Origin of the sequence: Sulfuriflexus sp. (genome assembly GCF_032250955.1) — a bacterium.
Classification (GTDB): Bacteria; Pseudomonadota; Gammaproteobacteria; order AKS1; family AKS1; genus Sulfuriflexus.
On sequence record NZ_JAVVES010000032.1, the window covers coordinates 1 to 20,551 of the forward strand.

Here is a 20,551-nt window from a genome sequence, read left to right on the forward strand (position 1 = left end):
ATGGTTGATATCACCTCCATCATGGCGCATTGCGACGCCGTTTATAAAGGGGGGAGGAGACCATTTCATCGACCTACAATTTTCGATTAATATAGCTCCCGCCGATAGATCGTTGCATCGTTGCCGTGGAAGATTCCGAAACTGGCTGTGGCCGAGGGATCATCATCATTTAGATTGGCATCGGCGCCTTGATCCACACCATCCCAGTTAAACTTGAGCCAGTCATCGACACTGATATTGACCAGGACACTACCGGTATTCGGAATACCCGCCGTTGAACCCGGTGCGCTGAGTGTGATGGTGGCAAGACCGCCGATAAAGTTAACCGCCGTTGGCGATGTTTCACCTTCATCCAGATTCCCGCTATAGCTTGCTGTCGGCAAGCTTATGTCGCCCCATATTGGTGGGCCGGCTGGCACATCAGTCAGCGTGGTACAGGTATCGTCGGTGCTGGTGACAAAACCGTTAGTACTATCCTGAAAATACTGAACAGACACTGGCAGCTGCAAGGGCAACAGTTCCGAGCCAAAGGCATTGGCGGTTGTTATGCGACCGAAGCGCTGCTCTGGACCATTGATAATATTAAGGGTATAAGCCTCACAGGTACCGTCATTATCGGCATCCAGGCAGGCGCCGTCATCATCTGTCAGTTCTGCTGCAGGTATGACGAGATCGGCCTGGGCATTAAAAGGAATTGCTGGATCGGCTCCGCCCCCCGCAAGGTCGAAGGGATCGGCGGGGCGCAGATAGGTAAACTGTTCATTGCTGATGGTAAGGGTGCCATCACCATCACCATTGGTGGTGTCCCCAACGGTTACCGTAGAACCGGTAATATCCGGTATAAATACGGCGGGGCCACTGGTGGCGGTATCGGTATAACTGCGCGTTGCCAGGGTTGAATTGAGGCGCCAGAAGTTGGTAACACCATTAAAGTCATAGTTGCGTGTTGGGGTGCCGGCTTCATTCAGGGCATTGACAGTCAAGATGGGATCGACATTAAAACCGAAAGCCTGATCCATATAACTGAAGGTCGTACAGGCATCGGCAAAATCAGGGACATTATCAGTAACCGTGAAACGGTCCGGAATAAAACGCCCGACATTGGTCGAGGCCGTGCCTGTTGTATTGCCGGCACCGAGATAGTCGTCATCGGCGATATCCGCCTGCAGGGAAATAATGCCGACTTCATCAAAGCTGAAATTAACCCCGGCGAAATAGCCGTCGGCCAGCAGCGTAGTGCCATCTACATCAGTACGAGTCAATCCAGATGCATTGCCGATAAGCCCATCATTGGTCGTGGCATTAAAGCCACCAACTGGCTCAACGAGGTTGGCGGACTGAAGCCTGATACCCTCGGGGCCACCGCCAGGCAGTAAGGCATCCTCATAACCATAATTGGGCGTAACGTCGCCTTCGGCATCAACAACACGCACTCGCACAGCGAAGGGATTGCCGGCACCGGCCAATACCGGGGCCGTGAGATCGCCGACAACATTGAGGTAGTCACCCGTGCCATTGGCGCGGGTGACCGCATCGATCAGAATGTCTGCAGGCCGAAAGATAATGCCGAGCTGGCCGCGGATACCATTGGGAAGATTCGGGTGCGCTGTGGTGTCCTTGACGCCGAGATTGATTCGGCCGACGTCCTTGTATTTGGTTGTTACTGAGGCGCGGCCGGCAGTGAATGTAAGCAGGCCGAGCGCAGGCTGGGTGAGGGCATTCGCTTCAGTATTGTCCGGGATGGCGACGGTGTTGATGCTGGGATTGATGCCGCTGTCACGGCCTGGATTGATATAATCAAACCAGAATTGCAGAGGCTTGGGGCCATCATAAGCCTCGATTACGCCACATACAGGGTCCGTATCGGTTTGACCATAGGCGGTAATATAGACCGGCACGTCCGTACCGGCGACCTGCGGCGGGAAAACAGGGATATTGCCATCAAAGGGATTGGATAATAGACTGTTGGTGATCGTAAAGCCGCTCGGCGAGTACACGAGGTCACCCTCCAGATCACTATCCAGAATGGCATTAGTCACCGGATCGCGCACCGCGATGTTCAGTGTATTGCTGCTGCCCTGGGAATAGTCGAGTGAGAAACTGGCCGAGATTTCCCCGCTGGCGAAGGTATAAGTAGCCAGGCCATCATTGGGCGTCGTATCAGCGAACAGACCGGTGTTGCCGGCGATAGATGCCCAGCTGCCAGAGCCGGATTGGGTGTCGAGCACAACGCCAATGCCGCCGGCATCATAGGCGTTGCCGTCCGTTCCGATAGCATCAATCCTGATAGTTTCTGGCGCGCAATTAATGCCAAACCCGTCATGGATGACGACAAAGTGGCTAAAGGCATTAGAGCAGGTAGTGATGCTGGCCACAGCCGCGGCAACGGAGGGCGTGTAGATTAGCTGGACATCATCATCGAGCTCGATTTCATCGCCACCGATAATGGCGCCGGTAATCTTGCTGTTGTCATCGATCTTGATGTCGCCGGAATCCGGGCCATAAATAACACCGGTAAAATCAAGTTCTTCGCCATCCATGTCGAATTTAGCATTCGGGTACAGGAATACGACGAGGTTAGCGACACTGCCGCCCTGGTTGACTACCAGATTATCGTCATTGTTGCCCGTGATGAAACGATCACCGATAAATAAACGTACCGCGCCGCTGACATTAATAGTGACATTATCACCGCGAACCTCCAGCCGATTGATGAAATAAGTGCCGGCACTAAAATTAATGGTCGCATTGTCATCGGCGCGAAGTCTATCAATATAGAACGGCCCGCCACCCGTAAAGTTGGCCGTGGCATTATCACGCACCCGGATGTCGTCATAAGTGCCGTTGCCTGGTGGGTTGTCTGCAGCATCAATGGTCCTGGTAGTATTGTCTGGAATATTGATATTAACACTGCCTGTTGCGGGGAAGGTGGCTGGTTCAATCGTCGGCAGTGTCTGTGTCGTAGAAATAACGTCGCCGACTGTCCCGCTCACATCGATGGCATTGCCATTATTGTCACCATCCTGAACAGAAACAGGGCCGCTGCCAACATCGATGGTGACGTCATCGTCGACATCCAGATTATCACCAGAGCTGAAAACAGGGTATGTGGAGGGAACAGGTCCACATGTTAGTGCAGGGGTAGTGCCGCAAGGATGGCGTAGGTTCATCACTTCCGTGATGTCAGTACCGGATAAGGCATATGAATAGATGCGAACCTCATCAATGTTACCGTCAAAACGGAAGTTATTAGAATTTTCAGAACCTGCATTATTCGTTTCTCCGCCTATACTGGCTATCCCGTTATCCGTACCCCAGTTTCCGGTGTAGGTACCACTGGCAACACTTACGCCATCGACAAATATTTCACGTGTTTTTGATGATGCATCGTGAACGGCCGAGACGAAATACCAGCGATTCGGAAGTATTTCCCTGCTAGTATCAAGGCTAACGGGGTTAACGCCGCGCGAAAAGAACCGTAGTTGCCCCGGTCCCGCGTCACCAAGGCTCAAGGCATAGCCACCGCTGTTGTTTTCATCATCAACAAAAATACGGCGGTCACGGTCGCCACTGTCGGCCCGTATCCAGGCGGTGATAGTAAAGCTGCCCTGAAGATCAGGGAATGTATTCGGGAGGGCAATGTAGTCATTATTACCATCGAACTCACCATAACCACAGGTACCGGGGTTGCCGACAAGAGCAGGATCAGAGTTTTCAGTAATGGCCCCGTTCATGGCTTGTGCATGGAAGGCATTTATCGATTGATCAATGACTTCTCCAGCAGACCCGCTCCATATGGTTTCGTCACTGGCATAATAAGCAAGTGGTGTATTGATGGATGGTGGTGTGGCACTGCTTGAGGCAAACGCGGCGATCACTTGTGCCTGGCGATTGACACTGCTATCAGCACGATGGCTCTGAATATCAGCCCCGGCGCTTGTCGTGATTTCGTATGTTCCTGCATGTCTGGCACTACTGGGTTGCTGATCCCAAAGTTCAATCTGTCCAGAACCATGGTCCGAATCAGGATAATTATCTCCATCGCCATTACCGACGTTTGAAACAATCAGGGCAGCATCGGTCAGGGTAGTAATAGATTGACTAATGGTCTGGCAGTTGGCACAAGTCTGGGTCGCCGTTGCCTCAGCTGGTTGCTGTGCGACACCAGAGAAAGACATGACACCGATACCCGGCCGTACATCTCCATTCCAGGTAACCTGAATGGTGATGTTTCCAGCGGCTGGAAGTTGAGCCTCCATAACTCGCCACATTTCAACGCGGTGTCCGACTCCGGAGGTGTTGCGTACCTGGTTGACGAGAATGCCCACATTGCCGCCGCCATTAATGGTGATGCTCTGGATCAGATATTGATCACCGCTTTCTGTTGAGGTGTTGATGAGCAAGATACGATCAGCACCCGCAATAAGGTTATGAGAGATGCTATGGACATTATTGCTGCCAAAGGTCTGTGACGAGACATTGGGGGCGGAGATGGCGGCAAGGGCCTGCTCTGGCAGAGACACTACGATCAGCAATGCGAGCAGGCGAGCAAATATCATGAGTGGAATCTTTTGCATTAATCGTTTCATAGCATTTGCCCTGTTAATACTGCTCACGCCGATAGATCACGGCGCTATCTTGTTGTTCGATAGGCTGTTTAGGATCAAGGTATTGTTTATCAGCGGATGCAGGTGGTTTTGAATGGTTGCTGGCAGCAGGTTCGGTCGCGGGCGAATGTACTGGTGCTACTGGCGCGGATGAAATAAGCGTAAATAATTTTTCGTCACCCCACCAGGCCGCTGCCGTCAAACTGGCCCCAAATAACAGCCAGAATAGCCAATGCTGAGTTTTTGATCGTGACGGTTTACGACATCCAGCCAATTTACCAAGGCGGTGACCGATCTTTTCCAGACGTACAGACTCCGCACGGGGCAGTTCGTCAAATGCCTCAGAAATCAATTGCTTAAGCCGATCATCTGTTGGGCAGGGGATGTTCATTCGTTCTCCGGCCAGTTTTGGCGTAGTTTTTTCAGGCTCGCGGCGGCCTGCCGGCGCACCGTGCCCTCGGGTAAACCGGTGCTTGCCGCGATTTCCCGGTGCGTGAGTCCTATCCAATAACGCATCAGCAGCAGGTTTTGTTCATCCGGGGGTAATTTTTTTACCAAACGACGTACCCATTCACGTTCATCCGCGGGCTGGGCAGGGTCGGAACAGGCTTCGGTCTCTTCGGTATTTGAGTCTGCTGGCCTCGCCTGCTCACGGCGATGGTTATCGATGTGCAGGTTAACGGCAATGCGGTAAAGAAACGCGACCGGTGCCGCGGGATTCTTGCAGATATTTTTTACAAAGCGCTCGAAGCTTTCGCTGAGCAGGTCATAGGCGTGTTCCGGGCTGGCACCGCGGGCACAGAGAAAGCGCCACAGCCTGTCGGCCTGGGCACGATAAAAGCGGTTGAATGCAGGCTGATCGCCCTTGCGGCAGAAACGTTTTATGAGGCCTGCGGCGTCCATTGCTTGAACAGGCCTTAAGGGGAAATGGTGGCTGAGATGCGCCGCCGTACAAAGTCCGCGCTGCCGTAGGTTCCGAAACGGGCCTCGGCGGTGATGGCGAAGATTTTTACATTATCGGCCGGCCCGGCTTCCGTATGAGAAGTGGAGGAACAATCCAGGCTGACGGTGAAATTGTCCAGCCCGGTAGCCGCGAGGGTGAAGCTGCCCGGGTCAATGGTATTGCTACAGGCATCGACAGGATCGGCGGCATTAATAAGCGAATAAACCGCCCAGTCGATGCCACTGCGCGCGGCCTGGAAGGCGCGCGCACCCTGAATAGCGGCGACGGTGGTTGTGCGTTGCGTACCGCCGATGGTCACCATGAAGGCCCCGACCGAGGCGAGTATGACAAGCAGAAAGATCGCCGTGACAAGTGAAAAGCCCTTTTGTTTAGTAAACACGATCATGGTGCATTATCCACGTGTACCTGGTGCAGGAGCCGGATCTGTTCGCCTGTTGCGGTATCGCTAATCGTGAGATCGAGCGTGGTGACACCGGAGCGTTGATTGGTGCCGGGGGCATAGCTAAAGCTGCATGCCGCAACATTGTCGGCCATCAGCCGGGCTATACCACCGGCAGGCGGGTTGGGTTGCACCGCATTCGTAAAGTCATAACCGGTATATCGAACCAGCTGGCCACCATTGCAGACATAGGACACGGCCGTATCCACCAGGTATAAACGCCTTGAAGGGGATTCGTGACTGAACTGCCAGCCATCGACGATCTCGATATGATCTTCATCACCATTTTGTGTGATGTTAACAGTCGTCCCGGGTGGTGTAATCACATTACTGGTACCGGCGGCGTAGGCATTTGAGCCATCCAGGGGCAGGCCCGCGGAATCGACAGCACCGATGTTATAAATAGCCACCAGAAGGTTGGCCACGCCAACGCTGGACAGGTTACCGAGGACATCAAAGTCCGAATCGGCAAGCGTGAACTGAAGACGCCTGTCCGGATCGCCGGGTGGCGGTGAGGCTCGGTAACGCGCCCCCTCAACGGTGCTTATAAGCTCAAGGGCATTGCCGCTCACGCGCACACTGTTAGGCAAGGCGCGGCGTATATCGCGCTGCATGCGGCGCAGGGCATTTTCTGCTGAATAAACCAGGGTTGCCCGCCGGCTTAGATCAATGAAGCCCTGTATGGGCTGGGCAATAAATACCGACACCACACTCAACAAGATACCGCTGATGACGATGACGATAATCATCTCCACCAGGGTAAAGCCTTGTTGCCGGAAGTATCGCATCAGTAGTTCGTCCGGTAGCCGCTCACGGCAACGCTATGCTTGTCCGGTGTGTTGACCGTCACCGTGACCCGGCTGGCATTCGCTGCATCAACCTGCGCACCGGGCGGGCCAAGCGCCTCGCCGGTAACAGAGACGGTTACCGTGTAGCCATTAAGGTCACCAATGGGGTTGCCGTTTTGATCCTGCACGGGGGCATTATTAATTACGGCATAGTCATTGATGTCATCATAGTCAGCGCGACCGGCCTCGGCCGGACCACCGGGGTCGGTAAATTCCTTGGCCAGGATCTCATCCAGGTAGGCCTCGGCAATCGCGATCGCCTGGTGGCGTATCATCGGGTCGGCACTGGAAGCGGTATTGAGGGTCATGACCTGCAGGATGCCGGTCACGGCGATGCCAATGACGAGGATCGTGATGATCAGTTCAACAAAGGTGACACCGGCTTGTTTACGAAGATCTTGCACTAGATTTCCTGAATGTAGCCGGTTTCACGAATGACCCGGAAAGAATAGCCACCGGCACTAACGGTAACATCCGTGCTGGCCTGGCCGAGAGCATTGAAGCTGAATGAGCCGGCACTGCTGCTAATCGTTGCCGAGCTGCTGTTGCCGGTGAACCCCGACTGGCCCGTGACGGGGTCAGGTGCCGACGTGGCAATAGCGCTACCATCGCAAATGCTTGGGTTATCGGCAATGGTGACGGTGTAGCTGTTACCAGTCAATGCAACCTGGGTATCGCAGTTAATGGCCACCGCCAGTTGCTGGGCATAGCGCACGGCATTAAGGACCTCGGTATAAAAGCCACGGTTTTCAAAGTCATCCTGACTAAAGAATTTAGGGAGTGCCGTAACAGAAAGAAAGCCGATTATAACCATAATCAAAACCAGTTCGACTAAGGTGAAACCCCTTAAATTTCTTTCTTGAGGAGCAGGCATTTCGTAATCCCAGTAAATAATTTTATGCAATTATTTTAGCTTAATATTCGCAAAATTAAATTAAAGATGGGTAAGCAAAAAAAAGCAGGATTATAAAAACCCTGCTTTTATATCGTAATGAGAAGCTACGATTATGGACAGGTATTACCAGCAGTAGCAGTTACCGCTGAGAAGGTGGGTGCCAGGTTGGCGCCGGCCGCCTCAGTATAGGTAAACTGACAATTGCCCGCAGTGTTAGTGATAGTCATGATAGCGGGGTCAGCGTTATCATCAGTAACGGTAAAATCGACGTTAACGCCGGCGGCTTCAGCAATAGTAGCACCAATAGCAACATCTGCATCATCACCACTCGGGTAGCCATTGATCATTGCGATATTCACGCCTTCAAGTGTAATCGTTGCACCTTGGCCCGTGGTCAGCCAGGTAGCATGTGCGATACCTGCCGCCGATTTAGCAGCACCAAGGGCGCCCTGGGTTGCCGCTTGCTCTGCTTGGCCTGTCAGGTTAGCAAAACGTGGCAGGGCTGTTGCAGCGAGCAGGCCAAGGATGACGATAACGATAACGAGTTCAATCAGGGTAAAACCACTTTGCTGTTTTTTCATATTCATACTCCTCAAATCTCCAAAAGATGGTGCTGTTTTAATGGTGGTGACGCAGTCACTTGTTATGGGTGTAGTCCTCTACAGTGACCGGCTCATTTACCCATTTGTAAGGCTCAACGGCCGCCAGTCCAAGGCCGTGAATTTTGTCGATGCCGGCGGTGTATACCCCGTCATCATCAACATCGGTGTAGTCCAGTACCACCCGGAAGCGCGCAACGGTCGGACCGTCGAGGTTGGTCTGAAAATACGCCGCATTACTTACGCGGTATATCAAGTAACCATAGTGCTTATCAAAATACCATTTGCCCGGCGCGATATCGGTGGGCTCGGCCTCGTTTTTCAGCCCGATATAATTTTCCGGGCGTTCCGAGAGCCACTGCATCGGGTTGCTGCCCTCTGCCTCGGCGATCGTCGGGATAGCATTTCCGGCAATCTTGCTGGCTATGTCGATACTCATGGCGCTGCGCAGGCTACCCAGCACCTGTTGCATTGCCGTGCGCTCGGCTTCAACACGGAGCACCAGGAGCTTGTCTACCGCGACGATAAACAGCAGGCTGATGATCGTAATCACCACGACAAGCTCTAAAAGCGAAAAGCCGCGCTGTTTCCCCCGCTTGTTTACAGCCCACGATGGAGACAGTATTTTTCCGTATTGACAATGAGTTATAGCATATATCTTAGGCGTATTCATGGTTTTGTCAACGCCCGCCCCGGGCGGCGGCGGCCAGGTCCCACATCGGCAGGAAGACCCCGAGGGCGAGAATGAAGACCATAATGCCGATGGCGACGATCAGGATCGGCTCAATGGCCGAGCTGAGGTTTTTCAGATCGTAATCGACCTCGCGTTCGTAATACTCCGCCACCTCCTGCAACAGGTCGTCGATGGCACCGGTTTCCTCGCCCACGGCCATCATTTGCAGCACCAGCGGCGTAAACATGCCGGTGGCGGCGGCGGTGCGGGTCAGGGTGTCGCCACGTTCGACGCCGTTACGCATCTGCAGGATGCGCTCAGCCAGGTAGTCATTATCGGCGGCGCGCGAAACTACCGTCATGGTCTGAATCAGCGGCACCCCGGCGCGCGTGGCCATGGCAAAGGAGCGCGCAAAACGCGCCAGCAGGGAACGATTGATAATGCTGCCAACAACGGGAATGCGCAGCTTGTATTTATGCCATTTGTAACGGCCGTTTTCGGTCTTCAGGTACATATTCAAACCGACACCGGCGAGGATCAGGCCGGCGAGGATGTAAGGCCAGTAAGTAACCGTGAAGTTAGAGGTCGCGATCAGGAACTTCGTCGCCCAGGGCAGTTCGGCGTCAAATTTGGCATAGACCTTGGCGAAGGCCGGGATCACGAACAGGTTGATAACCGCGACAGCCCCGACAATCGCCAGGATGACCACCATCGGGTAGCGCATCGCGGTCTTGATGCGATCCCGTGTATCCTTTTCCAGCTCCTGGTATTGGGCAATCTGCTGAAAGGCCTCATCGAGACGACCGGTGTTTTCACCCACCTGGATGATGCTCACGTAAAGATTGGCAAAGATATCCGGGTGCCGGGACAGGGCATTAGAGAGTTCGCGTCCTGATTCCAGATCTTCGACAACATGACGCAGGGCCTTTGCCAGGGTCTGGTTGCGCGTGGATTCGGCAAGGCTGGTGATGGAGCGAATGATCGGCACACCGGATTTCATCAGGGTGTACATCTGGCGGCTGAACAGCACCAGGTCATCGAGTTTTACGCCCGCGCCAAACAGATCGTTAAGGTTGATCGACGTGCTCTTGGTGGTCTTCGCCTCGGTAATGTCGATCGGGGTGATGCCGCTGTTGAAAAGCTGGGTGGCAACGGCGTCGGCGCTGGAGGCCTCGAGCCTGCCTTCAATAGCGTCGCCGCGATTGGTGCGGCCCTTGTAGTGAAAGGTGTTCATGCTCAGGCGCCGCTAACCCCTGTCGCGGCCTCTATGGGCGATAACGGCAGTTCAAACTCTTCCGCATCGGTGTTCACATCACCGGCGATGCGCATGACTTCTTCAATCGTGGTTATGCCGGCCTCGGCCTTGTCCATTGCCGTTTGCGCGAGGGTCCGGAAGTTTTTCTGGTTTTGGGCCGCCCGGGTAAAGCCGGCAGCATCATTCCGCCGCAGGGCATCCGCCAGGTTGTTATTGATCTCGAGCAATTCATAGACGCCGATACGACCACGATAGCCGGTGTTATTACAGTGCGGACAGCCGGCACCATGTTTGAACTGCACGGTATCAGTCCGGTCACCGATCAGTTGCTGTGCCCAGGCCCATTCGTGGGTCTGCGGTGTGTAGTCTTCGACACAGCTTTCACAAATACGCCGGATCAGGCGTTGGGCGAGCACGGCCTGCAGGGCGCTTGCAACAAGGAAACCCTCGGCACCCATATCAAGCAGGCGCAGCGCGGTACTGACCGCATCATTGGTGTGCAGCGTCGAGAGCACGAGGTGACCGGTCATGGCGGCACGCAGGCCCATCTCGACCGTTTCATGGTCACGCATTTCCCCGACCAGTACGATGTCCGGGTCCTGGCGCAGGGCCGCGCGCAGCACGCGGGCAAAGGTCAGGTTAATGGCCGGGTTGACCTGCACCTGGTTAATCCGCGGCAGGCGGTATTCAACCGGGTCTTCCACGGTAATGATCTTGTTCTCGGGGTGGTTTAACAGGTTCAGTGCCGCGTACAGCGTCGTGGTCTTACCGCTACCTGTCGGCCCCGTCACCAGGGCCATGCCATGCGGTTGCCGGATAATCTGTTTAAAGCGCGTCGCAATATCCTCGGGCATCCCGAGCTGATTGAGATCGAGCATACCGTGGGATTGATCAAGCAGGCGCATCACCACCGACTCGCCATACTGCACCGGCATGGTCGATAGACGCACGTCGATACTCTTATCCTTAACCTTGATGTTAAAGCGGCCGTCCTGTGGCAGGCGGCGCTCCGAGATGTTCAGCCCCGACATGAGCTTGAGGCGTGAAACCAGTGCCGTGGCAATGCGCTTTTCCTTCATCACGGTTTCATGCAGGATGCCGTCGATGCGCTGGCGCAAACGCAACACGTGTTCGTCGGGTTCAATATGGATATCCGAGGCGCCGACTTGCGCGGCATCTTCAAACATCGATTGCAGCAGTTTGACAACCGGCGCATCCGCTACATCGGCGGCCTCACCAAGCGCGGCAATATCAAAATCATTATCTGAAAGCTCCTCCCCAAGCTCCTCGGCGAATTCAGAGATTTCCTGGGTACGACGAAAAACCGAGTCGATGGTAGACAGCAGATCCGTTTCGCGAACCAGGGCCTGGCGGATTGGCCGTTTCAGAATATTCGAGATTTCGTCGTAACCGAAGATGTCGGTCGGGTCAGCCATGCCGACCAGCACATCATCACCGCTCGAGTCGAGCGGAATGGCGCGGTAGCGACGGGCATGGGTTTCCGGCAAGAGCCGCACAGTGTCGGCGTCGTACTTGTAATATTTCAGGTCAATAAAGGGAATGCGGAGCTGGTGGGAGAGGATATCGAGCATGCTATCCTCATCGATAAAGCCGTTTTCGATGAGCACCTTGCCGAGTTTACGCCCGGACTTTTTCTGGTCGGCGAGGGCCTGCATGAGCTGTTCTTCGGATATCGCCTTGTGCTCAACGAGCAGGTCACCGAGGCGAATCTTTTTACGTACTTGTCCAGTCAAAACCCTATCCCCTTCCTGACAGCTGGTAATACTACCCGATACAGCATTCTATCTATAAGGTTTAATCAAATAACCATGAGAAATCAAGAAGTTTTAAGCGAAACTTGATAGACAGTTCATCTAGTGGTCGCAGGCAGTTTAATTGTTATTCAGGGTCAGGCTGCCGACAAGCTCCCCCACAGAGCCCAGGCCGTGTCTCTGAAGATAGTCGAGAATCCCCTGGTTGATGGTGTTACAGGCCAGTGGGTCATAAAACAGCGCGGTACCGATGCCGACGGTGCTGGCACCGGCAATGAGAAACTCGAGCGCATCCTCGGCTGTCGTGATGCCACCCTGGCCAATGATCGGGATATTGTGCTGCCGGGCGACCTGGTACACCTGGTGTACCTTGAGCAGGGCCACGGGTTTAATCGCCGGACCGGACAGGCCACCCTGGTTATTGCCAATCACTGGTCGGCGCTGCTCGATATCGATGGCCATGCCCATCAGGGTGTTGATCACGGCCAGGCCGTCGGTGCCAGCCTCGATGCAACGTCGGGCATTGTCGGCGATATCGGTCTGATTTGGCGATAACTTGGTGATAAGTGGCTTGGATGTGTTGGCCCGACAGGCCGCGACTACGCGCGCTGACATGTCCGGGTCGTTACCAAAGGCGACCCCGCCTTCCTTCACATTCGGGCAGGAGATATTGATCTCCATGGCATCGATCGGCGAATCGTCAAAGATCCTGGCGACCTGGGCATATTCCTCGACACTGGAGCCCGAGATATTGGCGATGTAGCGAGTCTCGGCAAAATCCAGTGTCGGCAGGATCTCATCCACTACCTGCCGCGCGCCGGGATTTTGCAGGCCGATGGCGTTAAGCATGCCGGCCGGTGTTTCGTAGATACGGTGCGGCGCATTGCCGAGGCGGGGCTCGAGGGTCGTACCCTTCAGGCACACCCCGCCGACGTCGGCATGGGAAAAGCCTTCCACGCGGGTGTATTCATGCCCAAAACCGACACAGCCCGAGAGCAGCATGATCGGGGAATTCAGTTGCAGACCACAAAAATCGATAGAAAGTGGATTCATTCAGATATTGTATAGCAGATGGAGAAGAAATTGATGAATTAGGATTGATGATTGCTGAATGGGGTGGCGATCATCATTCCGCAACCAGCATTCATCAATTACCATACACCCATGTTTCACATCGTCCTCTTTGAGCCCGAGATCCCGCCGAACACCGGCAATATCATGCGTCTGTGTGCGAACACGGGCATGCGTCTGCACCTGATCCACCCGCTGGGCTTTGACCTCGATGAAAAAAGTGTCCGCCGCGCCGGCCTGGACTACCGGGACATGGCCACCGTTACCGAGCACGAAAGCCTGCAGGGTTTTATTGAGCGGGAGAAGCCGCCGCGCATCCTGGCGTGCTCAACGCGGGGCACGCAGAGCTATGCAGAGGTGACGTATGTGGCCGGGGATGCCCTGCTGTTTGGTCCGGAAACGCGCGGCCTGCCAGCGGCCGTGCTTGAGAGTCTGCCGCCTGGACAGTGTTTGCGTGTGCCCATGCAGCCCGGTTCACGTAGTCTGAACCTGTCCAATACCGTAGCCGTGATCGCCTATGAGGCCTGGCGGCAGCATGGCTTTGCCGGGGCCGGCTGAATATTTATAGCGTAAACCCCATATAAATGCGTCAGTTACACGTTTATGCCGGCATTTGAATATTCTAACAAGGTTTCCTGGCGTAAAATTAGTCTAAGATTTGGTTATATCTTATCGGGTGTGGGTAAGGAGTAGTTGTATGGCGTTCCCGCTAGCCCTTGAAGGCATGTATGACAGAACAGAGGCAGTGCGTTCAGCGATCAAGATTTTTGTGGCAGCCGCTGCTGTAGTTATTGCCTTAAGTATTGTTGGTTATTACATCGACCGCGGAATGAAATACACCGCCTTGGCTGAAAACGAGTCCAGGTTTCTCATATCCGCAACACCCATTCTGGATGAGGTGTTTCGCGGCGCTCTTGGTGATGTGCTAATCCTGGCAGAAAAAAAGCACCTGTTCAGGAATGCCGGCGCAGAGAAAAAGCTGCTGGCAAAAGAATTTATTGATGTGGCGAACATCAAACGCATCTATCAGCAAATATACCTGGTTGATGCATCCGGAATGGAGACCGTGAAAGTCGATCACTCCGGGCGTGTCGCCTATGCCGTGGCAGAACCCGACCTGGAAAATGAATCTCACAGGCATTATTTTCAGCAGACGGTGTCATTAAAGCCAGGCACGATTTTTGTGTCACAGTCGGCTTCTGATATAAAGCAGCAAAAAAGTGCAAGACCGGCCATGCCAATGATTCGGCTGGCAACCCCCGTAGTAAATACACAAGGCGAGCGGAAAGGCATTCTTGTCTTGAATCTGTTGGTGGATAAACTGCTCGACAAGATAGCCGGCGATGAAATTGTCGGACAGCGCGGCTTGATGCTGTTTAACGACGATGGTTATTGGTTATATGGCAGCGATACAGATAAAGCCCGCAGCCCCCGGCCTGTACACAGCCGGAATTTTTCAACAGTAAATATCGAAGCCTGGCAGCAGATGATGGCCTTACCGGCCGGCCAGTTCAGAAACGAACAAGGATTATTCACATATCGAACCTTGCCGATCCGGCTCGGCCCCGAGAGCACAGGGCCTTTTCTGCAGGAAATCGAGTGGCGTCTGTTCTCATACGTAGATGCGGAATCGTTATCCGCGGCTATTAATTCCGGAAGGCCGTTTTTTATAGCCGGAACGGCGCTGCTGCTGTTATTGATATTGCCCGTCAGTGTCTTGCGGGGCAGGCGTTTTGCACAACAGGTATATGCTACCAGCCTGTTAACGACTTATTCCAACATCATCGAGCAGAGTGACGAATTGATATATGTTGTGGGGGCGGATGGGAAATTCCGGTTTGTTAATTCCGCATTCGAGCGCTGTACCGGCTACAAGGCGGAAGAAGTCGTGGGCAAAGGACCAGGCATATTAAAATCAGGGCATCACCCGGAAGATTTTTACAAATTGTTATGGTCGACGATTAAAAGCGGCGAAACATTTGAAGGTGTCTTTGCCAACAAGAAGAAAGACGGCAGCATTTACTACGAGGCCAAGAGAATCATGCCGTTCCGGGGCGCAAAGGGTGAGGCAATGTATTTTCTCTCGGTCGGCCATGACCTGAGTGACATGTACGAAAAGCGGCTGCATGAGATGCAGGTAACCTCGCAATTATCCAAAAGTGTACCCCACCATTTTAACAACCTGCTTAGCAGCATTATGGGATATATACAGCTCTCGATTCACAAGGTTAGTAGTGATGGCGCCGGTGCCATGGATGAAATAAAGATGTTCCTTCAGAAATCCATGGAGCAAGCAGTTAATGCAGAGGCCTTGATAGCCAAGATAGCAATGTCCAGGCACGACAGGATTGATATACAGGCAAGGATTAATGTCGGGGATATTGCCGGTATTGCAGTTGCCGAGGCGAAAGCCAGGTGGCCGGAAAATATCAACATTGCCTTGTGCGCAGATAGCCATTTGCCCATGATCAACGCAAATGCAGAACTACTTGATAAAGCCCTCAAGGAGTTACTGGAGAACGCCGGGGAGGCACTTGTTGATGGCGGAGATATCAACGTTGAGCTGAAAGTGGTTGAGCCGGTTTCTGATTTCTGCGTGAACTGCGGCAAACCGATTAAAGGGAAGCATATCCAGATCAGCGTGCGTGACAATGGTCCGGGGATCAGTGCAGACATGATGGACAGGATCTTTGACCCCTTCTTTTCGACCAAGGAGAGCGCCCGGCTTGTTGCGCAAACGCCCGGGCTGGGATTGACCATGGTGCGCGGCATAGTGCATCAAAATGGCGGTCACTTGCTGCTGCAGTCAAAAGAGGGCAGAGGGACAAAAGTTAGCCTGTTGCTACCGATAAATACTCAAAATCAGTAGGCCAGGTAAGGGTATTTGATGTCGGGTTGATTATTATCGAGTTATAGCAGGCGCTATTTCAGGCGCATGATGCCCATGATCTTCAGCGCCCACTTTTCATAACTGGGCTCGGATTTACCATTACGCATCTTGTAGAGGAAGTATTTCTCGAAGGCTATCTTTGCCCAGTGCACCCATTTGCCTTTTTTGAACCAGGTGACATTTCGGGGCGGGATCTGCGGCAGGGCAATAAACGCCGCCCCGGTATCCCCCAGGTCAGCCAGGCAGAAGGCATTCCAGGTGGCCGTGGCGGTAACCGGCCTGCCTGCAAGTTCGGCCTGGATGTTCTGCACAATGGCCGCCACCATGGACTCGATCATGTAACCGGTTTTCGGGGCCCCGGTCGGCACCGGCGTGGTTTCAACCGGCGGGATGGCGATGCAGACCCCGGCCGAATAGATGTTCGGGTATTTCGGGCTGCGCTGGTGGGCATCGACCATGACAAAACCACGCGGATTGCACAGGCCCTCCACCTCGGCAACCGGGGCAACACCCTTGAAGCCGGGCAATAACATGGCGTGCTTGAAGGGCAATTCATGTTGTTTTGCCACCTCACCACCTTCATCCAGTTGATCTATATAAATGGTGTCGGCCTCGACTCTGCTAACCCGGGCATTGGTTATCCAGTTTATATGCCGGTTACGCAGCTCATGCTCGAGCAAGCCCCTGGAATCACCCACACCGCCGAGGCCGAGATGGCCCACATAGGGTTCGCTGGTGACGAAGGTCATTGGCACCTTGTCTCGTAGCTTGTGTTTACGCAGGGCGGTATCGAGTATGGCCGCATATTCATAGGCCGGACCGAAGCAACTGGCAAATTGCACGGCACCGACGATTACCGGACCGGGGTCGTCGAGTAGCCTTTTGACATCCGCATGGGTCTTTTCGGCATGGTCTACCGTACATACCGACTGGGTAAAACCGTTTGTCGGTCCGCTGCCTTCCACTTCCTCAAAGGCCAGTTGCGGGCCGGTGGCAATGAGCAGGTAATCATAATTGATCTCATTACCGTCCTCGAAAAAAAGCCGGTTAGCCTCGGCATCGATACGGCTGACCCAGCCGGTAACGAAGTCGATATTGTGTTTTTTCAGGAGTGGTTTAAGCGGCAGCGTAATGGCATCACGCGTCCGCCAGCCGACGGCCAGCCAGGGATTGGAGGGCACGAACTGGAAATAGTCATTGGCGTTAATGAGCGTAATTTGATGTTCGTTGCCCAGTGTCTGTCGTAATTCAAATGCAGCAGGCAGGCCACCAATACCTGCGCCGAGGACAATAACGTGGGCCATGCAATTCTCCTGAATCAAGCAATGATTACCTTTCAGTATGACAGCTATGCCTGAAAAAACGCCTGATGATACTGCGTATAAAAAACACACAAAATCAGCTAATTCCCGTTGCATCGCGTCTGCTTTTAAATTTTAGACAAACGCATAAAATGCCCCGATTAAAGGTAACGAGGTTAAGGATATTCTTCCAGGGAACAGAGTTGATCAGGGGCGACCGTTCGGAGACAAGGGTAGCAAGTCATCCCTGTGTGTGGACAGGAATCACCAGGATGACGTCAAGGTATAATCACAATCATCATTCAGCAATCCTGAATCAGCAATCAGATTTACTCGGCCTTTTGCTCGCGCTGTAACAAATCCCGGACGGCCTTATGGGGGTCGTGGTTTGCATAGATGACCTGGTAGACCTGTTCACTGATGGGCATATCGACACCTGCGCTCGCCGCCAGCTCATGTAAGACCCGGGCCGTTTTCGCACCTTCGACAACCTGGCCGATATCGGTAAAGGCCTGCTCGGCGCTGTTGCCGGCGGCAATGGCCTTGCCGAAACGGCGGTTGCGTGACTGATCATCGGTACAGGTCAAGACCAGATCACCGAGCCCGGCCAGACCCATAAAGGTATCGGCATCGGCGCCGAGGCGTTGTCCGAGCCGTGACATTTCGGCAAGGCCGCGCGTAATCAGGGCCGCGCGGGTGTTGGCACCAAAGCCCAGACCGTCGGCGATGCCGGCGGCAATGGCGAGGACATTCTTGACGGCGCCACCGATCTCGACACCGACCACGTCGGTGCCGGTATAGGCACGGAAGGTTTCGGTGTGCAGGCGCGCGGCCAGCTGTTCGGCAAAGGCACTGTCCCTGGAGGAAACCGTGACCGCGGTGGGCAGGCCACTGGCCACCTCCCGGGCAAAGGTCGGTCCGGAGACGACGGCCAGCGGGTATTGTTCGCCCAGTTCCTGTTCGGCAATGGTATGGAGCAACTGGTGGGTGTCGGGTTCGAGGCCCTTGCTTGCCCAGGCAATTTTCTGGCCTGCCTGCAGGAAGGGCCGGATGCGTTTGAGGGTTTCGCGAAACACATGGCTGGGCACGGCAATAAGCAGGAGCGGTGAGGCCGTGACGGCGGTGGCGATATCCGCTTCGATGCGGAGGCTGTCGGGAAATGCGATACCCGGTAAATAGCCTTCATTACAGCGGGCGCCGGCCAGTGCCGCCTGGTGGTCGGGGTTATGCCCCCAGAGTACGGCGGGCCGCTGGCCTTGTGACAGGAGGATGGCCAGTGCCGTGCCCCAGGAACCGGCACCGAAGACACTGACACAGTTGGCAGCCATGGTTGTCACCGCAGCGGTTTATTGCAGGGTTTCGTTGCTCGCCGCTGCCTGTTCCTGCTGTTGTGAAAACAGGGCGTCGAAGTTGACCGGGGCCAGCAGTAATTGCGGGAAGCCGCCCCGTGTGACGAGGTCGGAGATGACTTCGCGGGCGAACGGGAAGAGGATATTTGAACAGTAGCTGCCGAGCATGTAACGCATTTCCTCGTCGCCGAAACCATCGATACGGAAAATACCCGCCTGCTGGACCTCAGCCAGGTAGGCCGTGGTTTCTTCATCTACCTTGGCGGTCACGGTTACCATGAGGACAATTTCAAACACATTTTCATCGAGAGGCTTGGAACGGCTCTGCAATTGCAGATTGATGTTTGGCTGCCAGTCATCGTTGCGGAAGACTTCCGGTGTGTTTGGTGTTTCGAATGAGATGTCCTTGGTATAGACCTTCTGGATAACAAAGACCTGTTCAGGTGTTGTGCTTGTGTTTTCTTCGCTCATGACGCTTCCGTTGATTAGTTCTGTGTTTATCAGCCCAGACCCAGCATGGGATCGAGCTCGTCATCGATGTCCAGTTCTGAAAGCTCGTCGAAACCACCGACATGTGCATCATCGATAAAAATTTGCGGCACACTGGTGAGGCCGTTGGCGCGGGCTTCCATTTCAGCACGTTTCTCGGGAAACTGATCGACGCGAATCTCCTCGACTTCTACTCCCTTGTTGGCAAGTAACTTCAGTGCGCGTACGCAATATGGACATACAGCAGTGCAGTAGACAGTAACATGTGGCATAACTATAAGGACTCTGTAAAAAGGTTAGTGATTATTTCTTCAGCTTGATGCTGGCGGTTATTTCTTACTCTTCTTCTTACTCAAGGGCAAACCGGCATTTTGCCAGGCCATAACGCCGCCCTTGAGATTGGCGACATTTTCAAAATTATGCTTACGCAGCCAGCCACTCACGGTACTGGAACGGGCACCGCTGCGACAGCTGACAATGACTGGTTTCTGCTTGTATTTTTCCAGTTCGGCGATGCGTGATTGCACACTGGCCATGGGTACATGCAGGGAATTGATAATATGCCCCTCGGCATATTCCTTGTCATCGCGCACATCAATGACAACGCCGCCATCATGGTTAATCAGTTGTGTTGCCTCCTCGGGACCAACCTGCCTGATGCCACGAAGGGCGCTTATCAGGGTCGTGCCTGAAAGCATGAGCAGGATAATGAGGAGGGCAAGAAACAGATCCCAGTGGTTGGTAGCGAATTCAATGAATTGTTGCATAGTGTTTGTATTGGGGCCGGAAGCGGTAGTGAAAGATGCAGCATGATAGCAGCGATCCAGGCGCTGAGCACCTTATGTTACGTATTGTAGAAGCTCGATGTTAAATGCTAGCGTTACAGAATACTTCACGCATCATGCCGATAAGCCGCAAGGTGCGCTCATCGCCAACCCGATAATATACGCGGTTTGCGTCCTTGCGCGAGGCGAGGATGCCCTTGTCACGGAGTATAGCCAGGTGCTGTGAAATATTGCTTTGAGAAGTGCCCACATTTTCAACAATGTCTTGCACGCTGATTTCACGTGCTCCGAGTGTGCACAGGATCTTCAGTCGTAGCGGATGAGACATGGCTTTGAGTGAACGCGAGGCGCGATCGATGTCTTCATCACGAGATATAAGTAAAGTATCCATAACTGTGTTCATTCTGACTACCTGCATAAATGGTTTATCAATCAGCCAGAGCGCTAAACGGCCAGCGCTGATTCCCTTGTTCGCCTTCGGGTAATAAACAGGAGGCGTCTAATTTCTATATGTTCATATATAATAAAAAGGTTATACAATAATGTACCGTTTTCCGGGTAAGTGCAAACCTGATTATAGTAATAGGTTAGACTTATAGATAAGGCTGCAGACC

The 20,551-nt window shown here is 53.7% G+C and carries 20 protein-coding genes; 2 read left to right on the forward strand and 18 right to left on the reverse strand.

Annotated elements, in window-relative coordinates:
• Window positions 1-86: 86 nt before the first annotated feature.
• The 12 genes from RQ738_RS07490 to RQ738_RS07545 all read right to left on the reverse strand — a co-directional run bounded on the left by RQ738_RS07490 (window position 87) and on the right by RQ738_RS07545 (window position 13,105).
• Window positions 87-4,589 carry a LamG domain-containing protein gene (locus RQ738_RS07490; RefSeq protein ID WP_314163626.1) on the reverse strand — a complete coding sequence of 1,501 codons (4,503 nt, stop codon included), beginning with the start codon at window positions 4,587-4,589 and terminating at the stop codon, window positions 87-89.
• 13 nt (window positions 4,590-4,602) lie between these two features.
• Window positions 4,603-4,998: a hypothetical protein gene (locus RQ738_RS07495; RefSeq protein ID WP_314163631.1), complete on the reverse strand. Its 396-nt coding sequence runs from the start codon at window positions 4,996-4,998 to the stop codon at window positions 4,603-4,605.
• Window positions 4,995-5,510 (reverse strand): sigma-70 family RNA polymerase sigma factor, encoded by a 516-nt coding sequence (locus RQ738_RS07500; protein WP_314163636.1) that lies wholly within the window; start codon window positions 5,508-5,510, stop codon window positions 4,995-4,997. Before RQ738_RS07500 ends, RQ738_RS07495 begins: the two co-directional genes overlap by 4 nt.
• Before the next feature lie 14 nt (window positions 5,511-5,524).
• Entirely contained in the window at window positions 5,525-5,956 is a 432-nt protein-coding gene (locus RQ738_RS07505; protein ID WP_314163640.1) for a hypothetical protein, read from the reverse strand.
• Complete coding sequence (locus tag RQ738_RS07510) at window positions 5,953-6,798, reverse strand: type II secretion system protein (protein ID WP_314163642.1); 846 nt, start codon at window positions 6,796-6,798, stop codon at window positions 5,953-5,955. The genes RQ738_RS07505 and RQ738_RS07510 overlap by 4 nt, the downstream gene beginning before the upstream one ends.
• Window positions 6,798-7,262 (reverse strand): prepilin-type N-terminal cleavage/methylation domain-containing protein, encoded by a 465-nt coding sequence (locus tag RQ738_RS07515; protein ID WP_314163645.1) that lies wholly within the window; start codon window positions 7,260-7,262, stop codon window positions 6,798-6,800. Before RQ738_RS07515 ends, RQ738_RS07510 begins: the two co-directional genes overlap by 1 nt.
• Window positions 7,262-7,732, reverse strand: a complete 471-nt coding sequence (locus RQ738_RS07520) for a type II secretion system protein (protein ID WP_314163650.1) — start codon at window positions 7,730-7,732, stop codon at window positions 7,262-7,264. Before RQ738_RS07520 ends, RQ738_RS07515 begins: the two co-directional genes overlap by 1 nt.
• A gap of 131 nt (window positions 7,733-7,863) precedes the next feature.
• On the reverse strand, window positions 7,864-8,334 hold the full coding sequence (locus tag RQ738_RS07525; protein WP_314163653.1) for a type II secretion system protein: 471 nt from the start codon (window positions 8,332-8,334) through the stop codon (window positions 7,864-7,866).
• A 55-nt stretch (window positions 8,335-8,389) separates the two neighbouring features.
• Window positions 8,390-9,025 (reverse strand): type II secretion system protein, encoded by a 636-nt coding sequence (locus RQ738_RS07530; RefSeq protein ID WP_409929533.1) that lies wholly within the window; start codon window positions 9,023-9,025, stop codon window positions 8,390-8,392.
• A 7-nt stretch (window positions 9,026-9,032) separates the two neighbouring features.
• Window positions 9,033-10,259 (reverse strand): type II secretion system F family protein, encoded by a 1,227-nt coding sequence (locus tag RQ738_RS07535; RefSeq protein ID WP_314163663.1) that lies wholly within the window; start codon window positions 10,257-10,259, stop codon window positions 9,033-9,035.
• A 2-nt stretch (window positions 10,260-10,261) separates the two neighbouring features.
• Entirely contained in the window at window positions 10,262-12,034 is a 1,773-nt protein-coding gene (locus RQ738_RS07540; protein ID WP_314163669.1) for a GspE/PulE family protein, read from the reverse strand.
• A gap of 138 nt (window positions 12,035-12,172) precedes the next feature.
• Entirely contained in the window at window positions 12,173-13,105 is a 933-nt protein-coding gene (locus RQ738_RS07545; protein WP_314163673.1) for a dihydroorotate dehydrogenase, read from the reverse strand.
• Window positions 13,106-13,216: 111 nt separating this feature from the next.
• Between RQ738_RS07545 and trmL the strand changes: the two genes are divergently transcribed.
• Both trmL and RQ738_RS07555 read left to right on the forward strand, forming a co-directional pair.
• The gene (gene trmL, locus RQ738_RS07550; protein WP_314163725.1) at window positions 13,217-13,681 is read left to right on the forward strand and encodes a tRNA (uridine(34)/cytosine(34)/5-carboxymethylaminomethyluridine(34)-2'-O)-methyltransferase TrmL; all 465 of its coding nucleotides are present in this window, start codon (window positions 13,217-13,219) and stop codon (window positions 13,679-13,681) included.
• Between the two features lie 139 nt (window positions 13,682-13,820).
• The gene (locus RQ738_RS07555) at window positions 13,821-15,992 is read left to right on the forward strand and encodes an ATP-binding protein (RefSeq protein ID WP_314163678.1); all 2,172 of its coding nucleotides are present in this window, start codon (window positions 13,821-13,823) and stop codon (window positions 15,990-15,992) included.
• 53 nt (window positions 15,993-16,045) lie between these two features.
• Here the strand turns inward: RQ738_RS07555 and RQ738_RS07560 are convergent, their stop codons facing one another.
• From RQ738_RS07560 to RQ738_RS07585, 6 genes are all read right to left on the reverse strand, one after another.
• Window positions 16,046-17,317 carry an NAD(P)/FAD-dependent oxidoreductase gene (locus tag RQ738_RS07560; protein ID WP_314163683.1) on the reverse strand — a complete coding sequence of 424 codons (1,272 nt, stop codon included), beginning with the start codon at window positions 17,315-17,317 and terminating at the stop codon, window positions 16,046-16,048.
• 326 nt (window positions 17,318-17,643) lie between these two features.
• Entirely contained in the window at window positions 17,644-18,642 is a 999-nt protein-coding gene (gene gpsA / locus RQ738_RS07565) for an NAD(P)H-dependent glycerol-3-phosphate dehydrogenase (RefSeq protein ID WP_314163688.1), read from the reverse strand.
• A gap of 18 nt (window positions 18,643-18,660) precedes the next feature.
• Window positions 18,661-19,134 carry a protein-export chaperone SecB gene (gene secB, locus RQ738_RS07570; protein ID WP_314163692.1) on the reverse strand — a complete coding sequence of 158 codons (474 nt, stop codon included), beginning with the start codon at window positions 19,132-19,134 and terminating at the stop codon, window positions 18,661-18,663.
• 29 nt (window positions 19,135-19,163) lie between these two features.
• On the reverse strand, window positions 19,164-19,424 hold the full coding sequence (gene grxC / locus RQ738_RS07575; protein ID WP_314163695.1) for a glutaredoxin 3: 261 nt from the start codon (window positions 19,422-19,424) through the stop codon (window positions 19,164-19,166).
• Between the two features lie 57 nt (window positions 19,425-19,481).
• On the reverse strand, window positions 19,482-19,919 hold the full coding sequence (locus RQ738_RS07580; protein WP_314163697.1) for a rhodanese-like domain-containing protein: 438 nt from the start codon (window positions 19,917-19,919) through the stop codon (window positions 19,482-19,484).
• A gap of 100 nt (window positions 19,920-20,019) precedes the next feature.
• Window positions 20,020-20,328: a metalloregulator ArsR/SmtB family transcription factor gene (locus RQ738_RS07585; RefSeq protein ID WP_314163699.1), complete on the reverse strand. Its 309-nt coding sequence runs from the start codon at window positions 20,326-20,328 to the stop codon at window positions 20,020-20,022.
• Window positions 20,329-20,551: the final 223 nt, after the last annotated feature.

What these genes read in the sequence shown, in the direction of transcription:
- RQ738_RS07535 (WP_314163663.1), bottom strand. Translation starts at nt 10,259, where the DNA reads ATGAACACCTTTCACTACAAGGGCCGCACCAATCGCGGCGACGCTATT.
- gpsA (WP_314163688.1), bottom strand. Translation starts at nt 18,642, where the DNA reads ATGGCTGCCAACTGTGTCAGTGTCTTCGGTGCCGGTTCCTGGGGCACG.
- secB (WP_314163692.1), bottom strand. Translation starts at nt 19,134, where the DNA reads ATGAGCGAAGAAAACACAAGCACAACACCTGAACAGGTCTTTGTTATC.
- grxC (WP_314163695.1), bottom strand. Translation starts at nt 19,424, where the DNA reads ATGCCACATGTTACTGTCTACTGCACTGCTGTATGTCCATATTGCGTA.
- RQ738_RS07495 (WP_314163631.1), bottom strand. Translation starts at nt 4,998, where the DNA reads ATGAACATCCCCTGCCCAACAGATGATCGGCTTAAGCAATTGATTTCT.
- RQ738_RS07580 (WP_314163697.1), bottom strand. Translation starts at nt 19,919, where the DNA reads ATGCAACAATTCATTGAATTCGCTACCAACCACTGGGATCTGTTTCTT.
- RQ738_RS07520 (WP_314163650.1), bottom strand. Translation starts at nt 7,732, where the DNA reads ATGCCTGCTCCTCAAGAAAGAAATTTAAGGGGTTTCACCTTAGTCGAA.
- RQ738_RS07510 (WP_314163642.1), bottom strand. Translation starts at nt 6,798, where the DNA reads ATGCGATACTTCCGGCAACAAGGCTTTACCCTGGTGGAGATGATTATC.
- RQ738_RS07545 (WP_314163673.1), bottom strand. Translation starts at nt 13,105, where the DNA reads ATGAATCCACTTTCTATCGATTTTTGTGGTCTGCAACTGAATTCCCCG.
- RQ738_RS07585 (WP_314163699.1), bottom strand. Translation starts at nt 20,328, where the DNA reads ATGGATACTTTACTTATATCTCGTGATGAAGACATCGATCGCGCCTCG.
- RQ738_RS07505 (WP_314163640.1), bottom strand. Translation starts at nt 5,956, where the DNA reads ATGATCGTGTTTACTAAACAAAAGGGCTTTTCACTTGTCACGGCGATC.
- RQ738_RS07500 (WP_314163636.1), bottom strand. Translation starts at nt 5,510, where the DNA reads ATGGACGCCGCAGGCCTCATAAAACGTTTCTGCCGCAAGGGCGATCAG.
- RQ738_RS07490 (WP_314163626.1), bottom strand. Translation starts at nt 4,589, where the DNA reads ATGAAACGATTAATGCAAAAGATTCCACTCATGATATTTGCTCGCCTG.
- RQ738_RS07525 (WP_314163653.1), bottom strand. Translation starts at nt 8,334, where the DNA reads ATGAAAAAACAGCAAAGTGGTTTTACCCTGATTGAACTCGTTATCGTT.
- RQ738_RS07555 (WP_314163678.1), top strand. Translation starts at nt 13,821, where the DNA reads ATGGCGTTCCCGCTAGCCCTTGAAGGCATGTATGACAGAACAGAGGCA.
- RQ738_RS07530 (WP_409929533.1), bottom strand. Translation starts at nt 9,025, where the DNA reads ATGAATACGCCTAAGATATATGCTATAACTCATTGTCAATACGGAAAA.
- trmL (WP_314163725.1), top strand. Translation starts at nt 13,217, where the DNA reads ATGTTTCACATCGTCCTCTTTGAGCCCGAGATCCCGCCGAACACCGGC.
- RQ738_RS07560 (WP_314163683.1), bottom strand. Translation starts at nt 17,317, where the DNA reads ATGGCCCACGTTATTGTCCTCGGCGCAGGTATTGGTGGCCTGCCTGCT.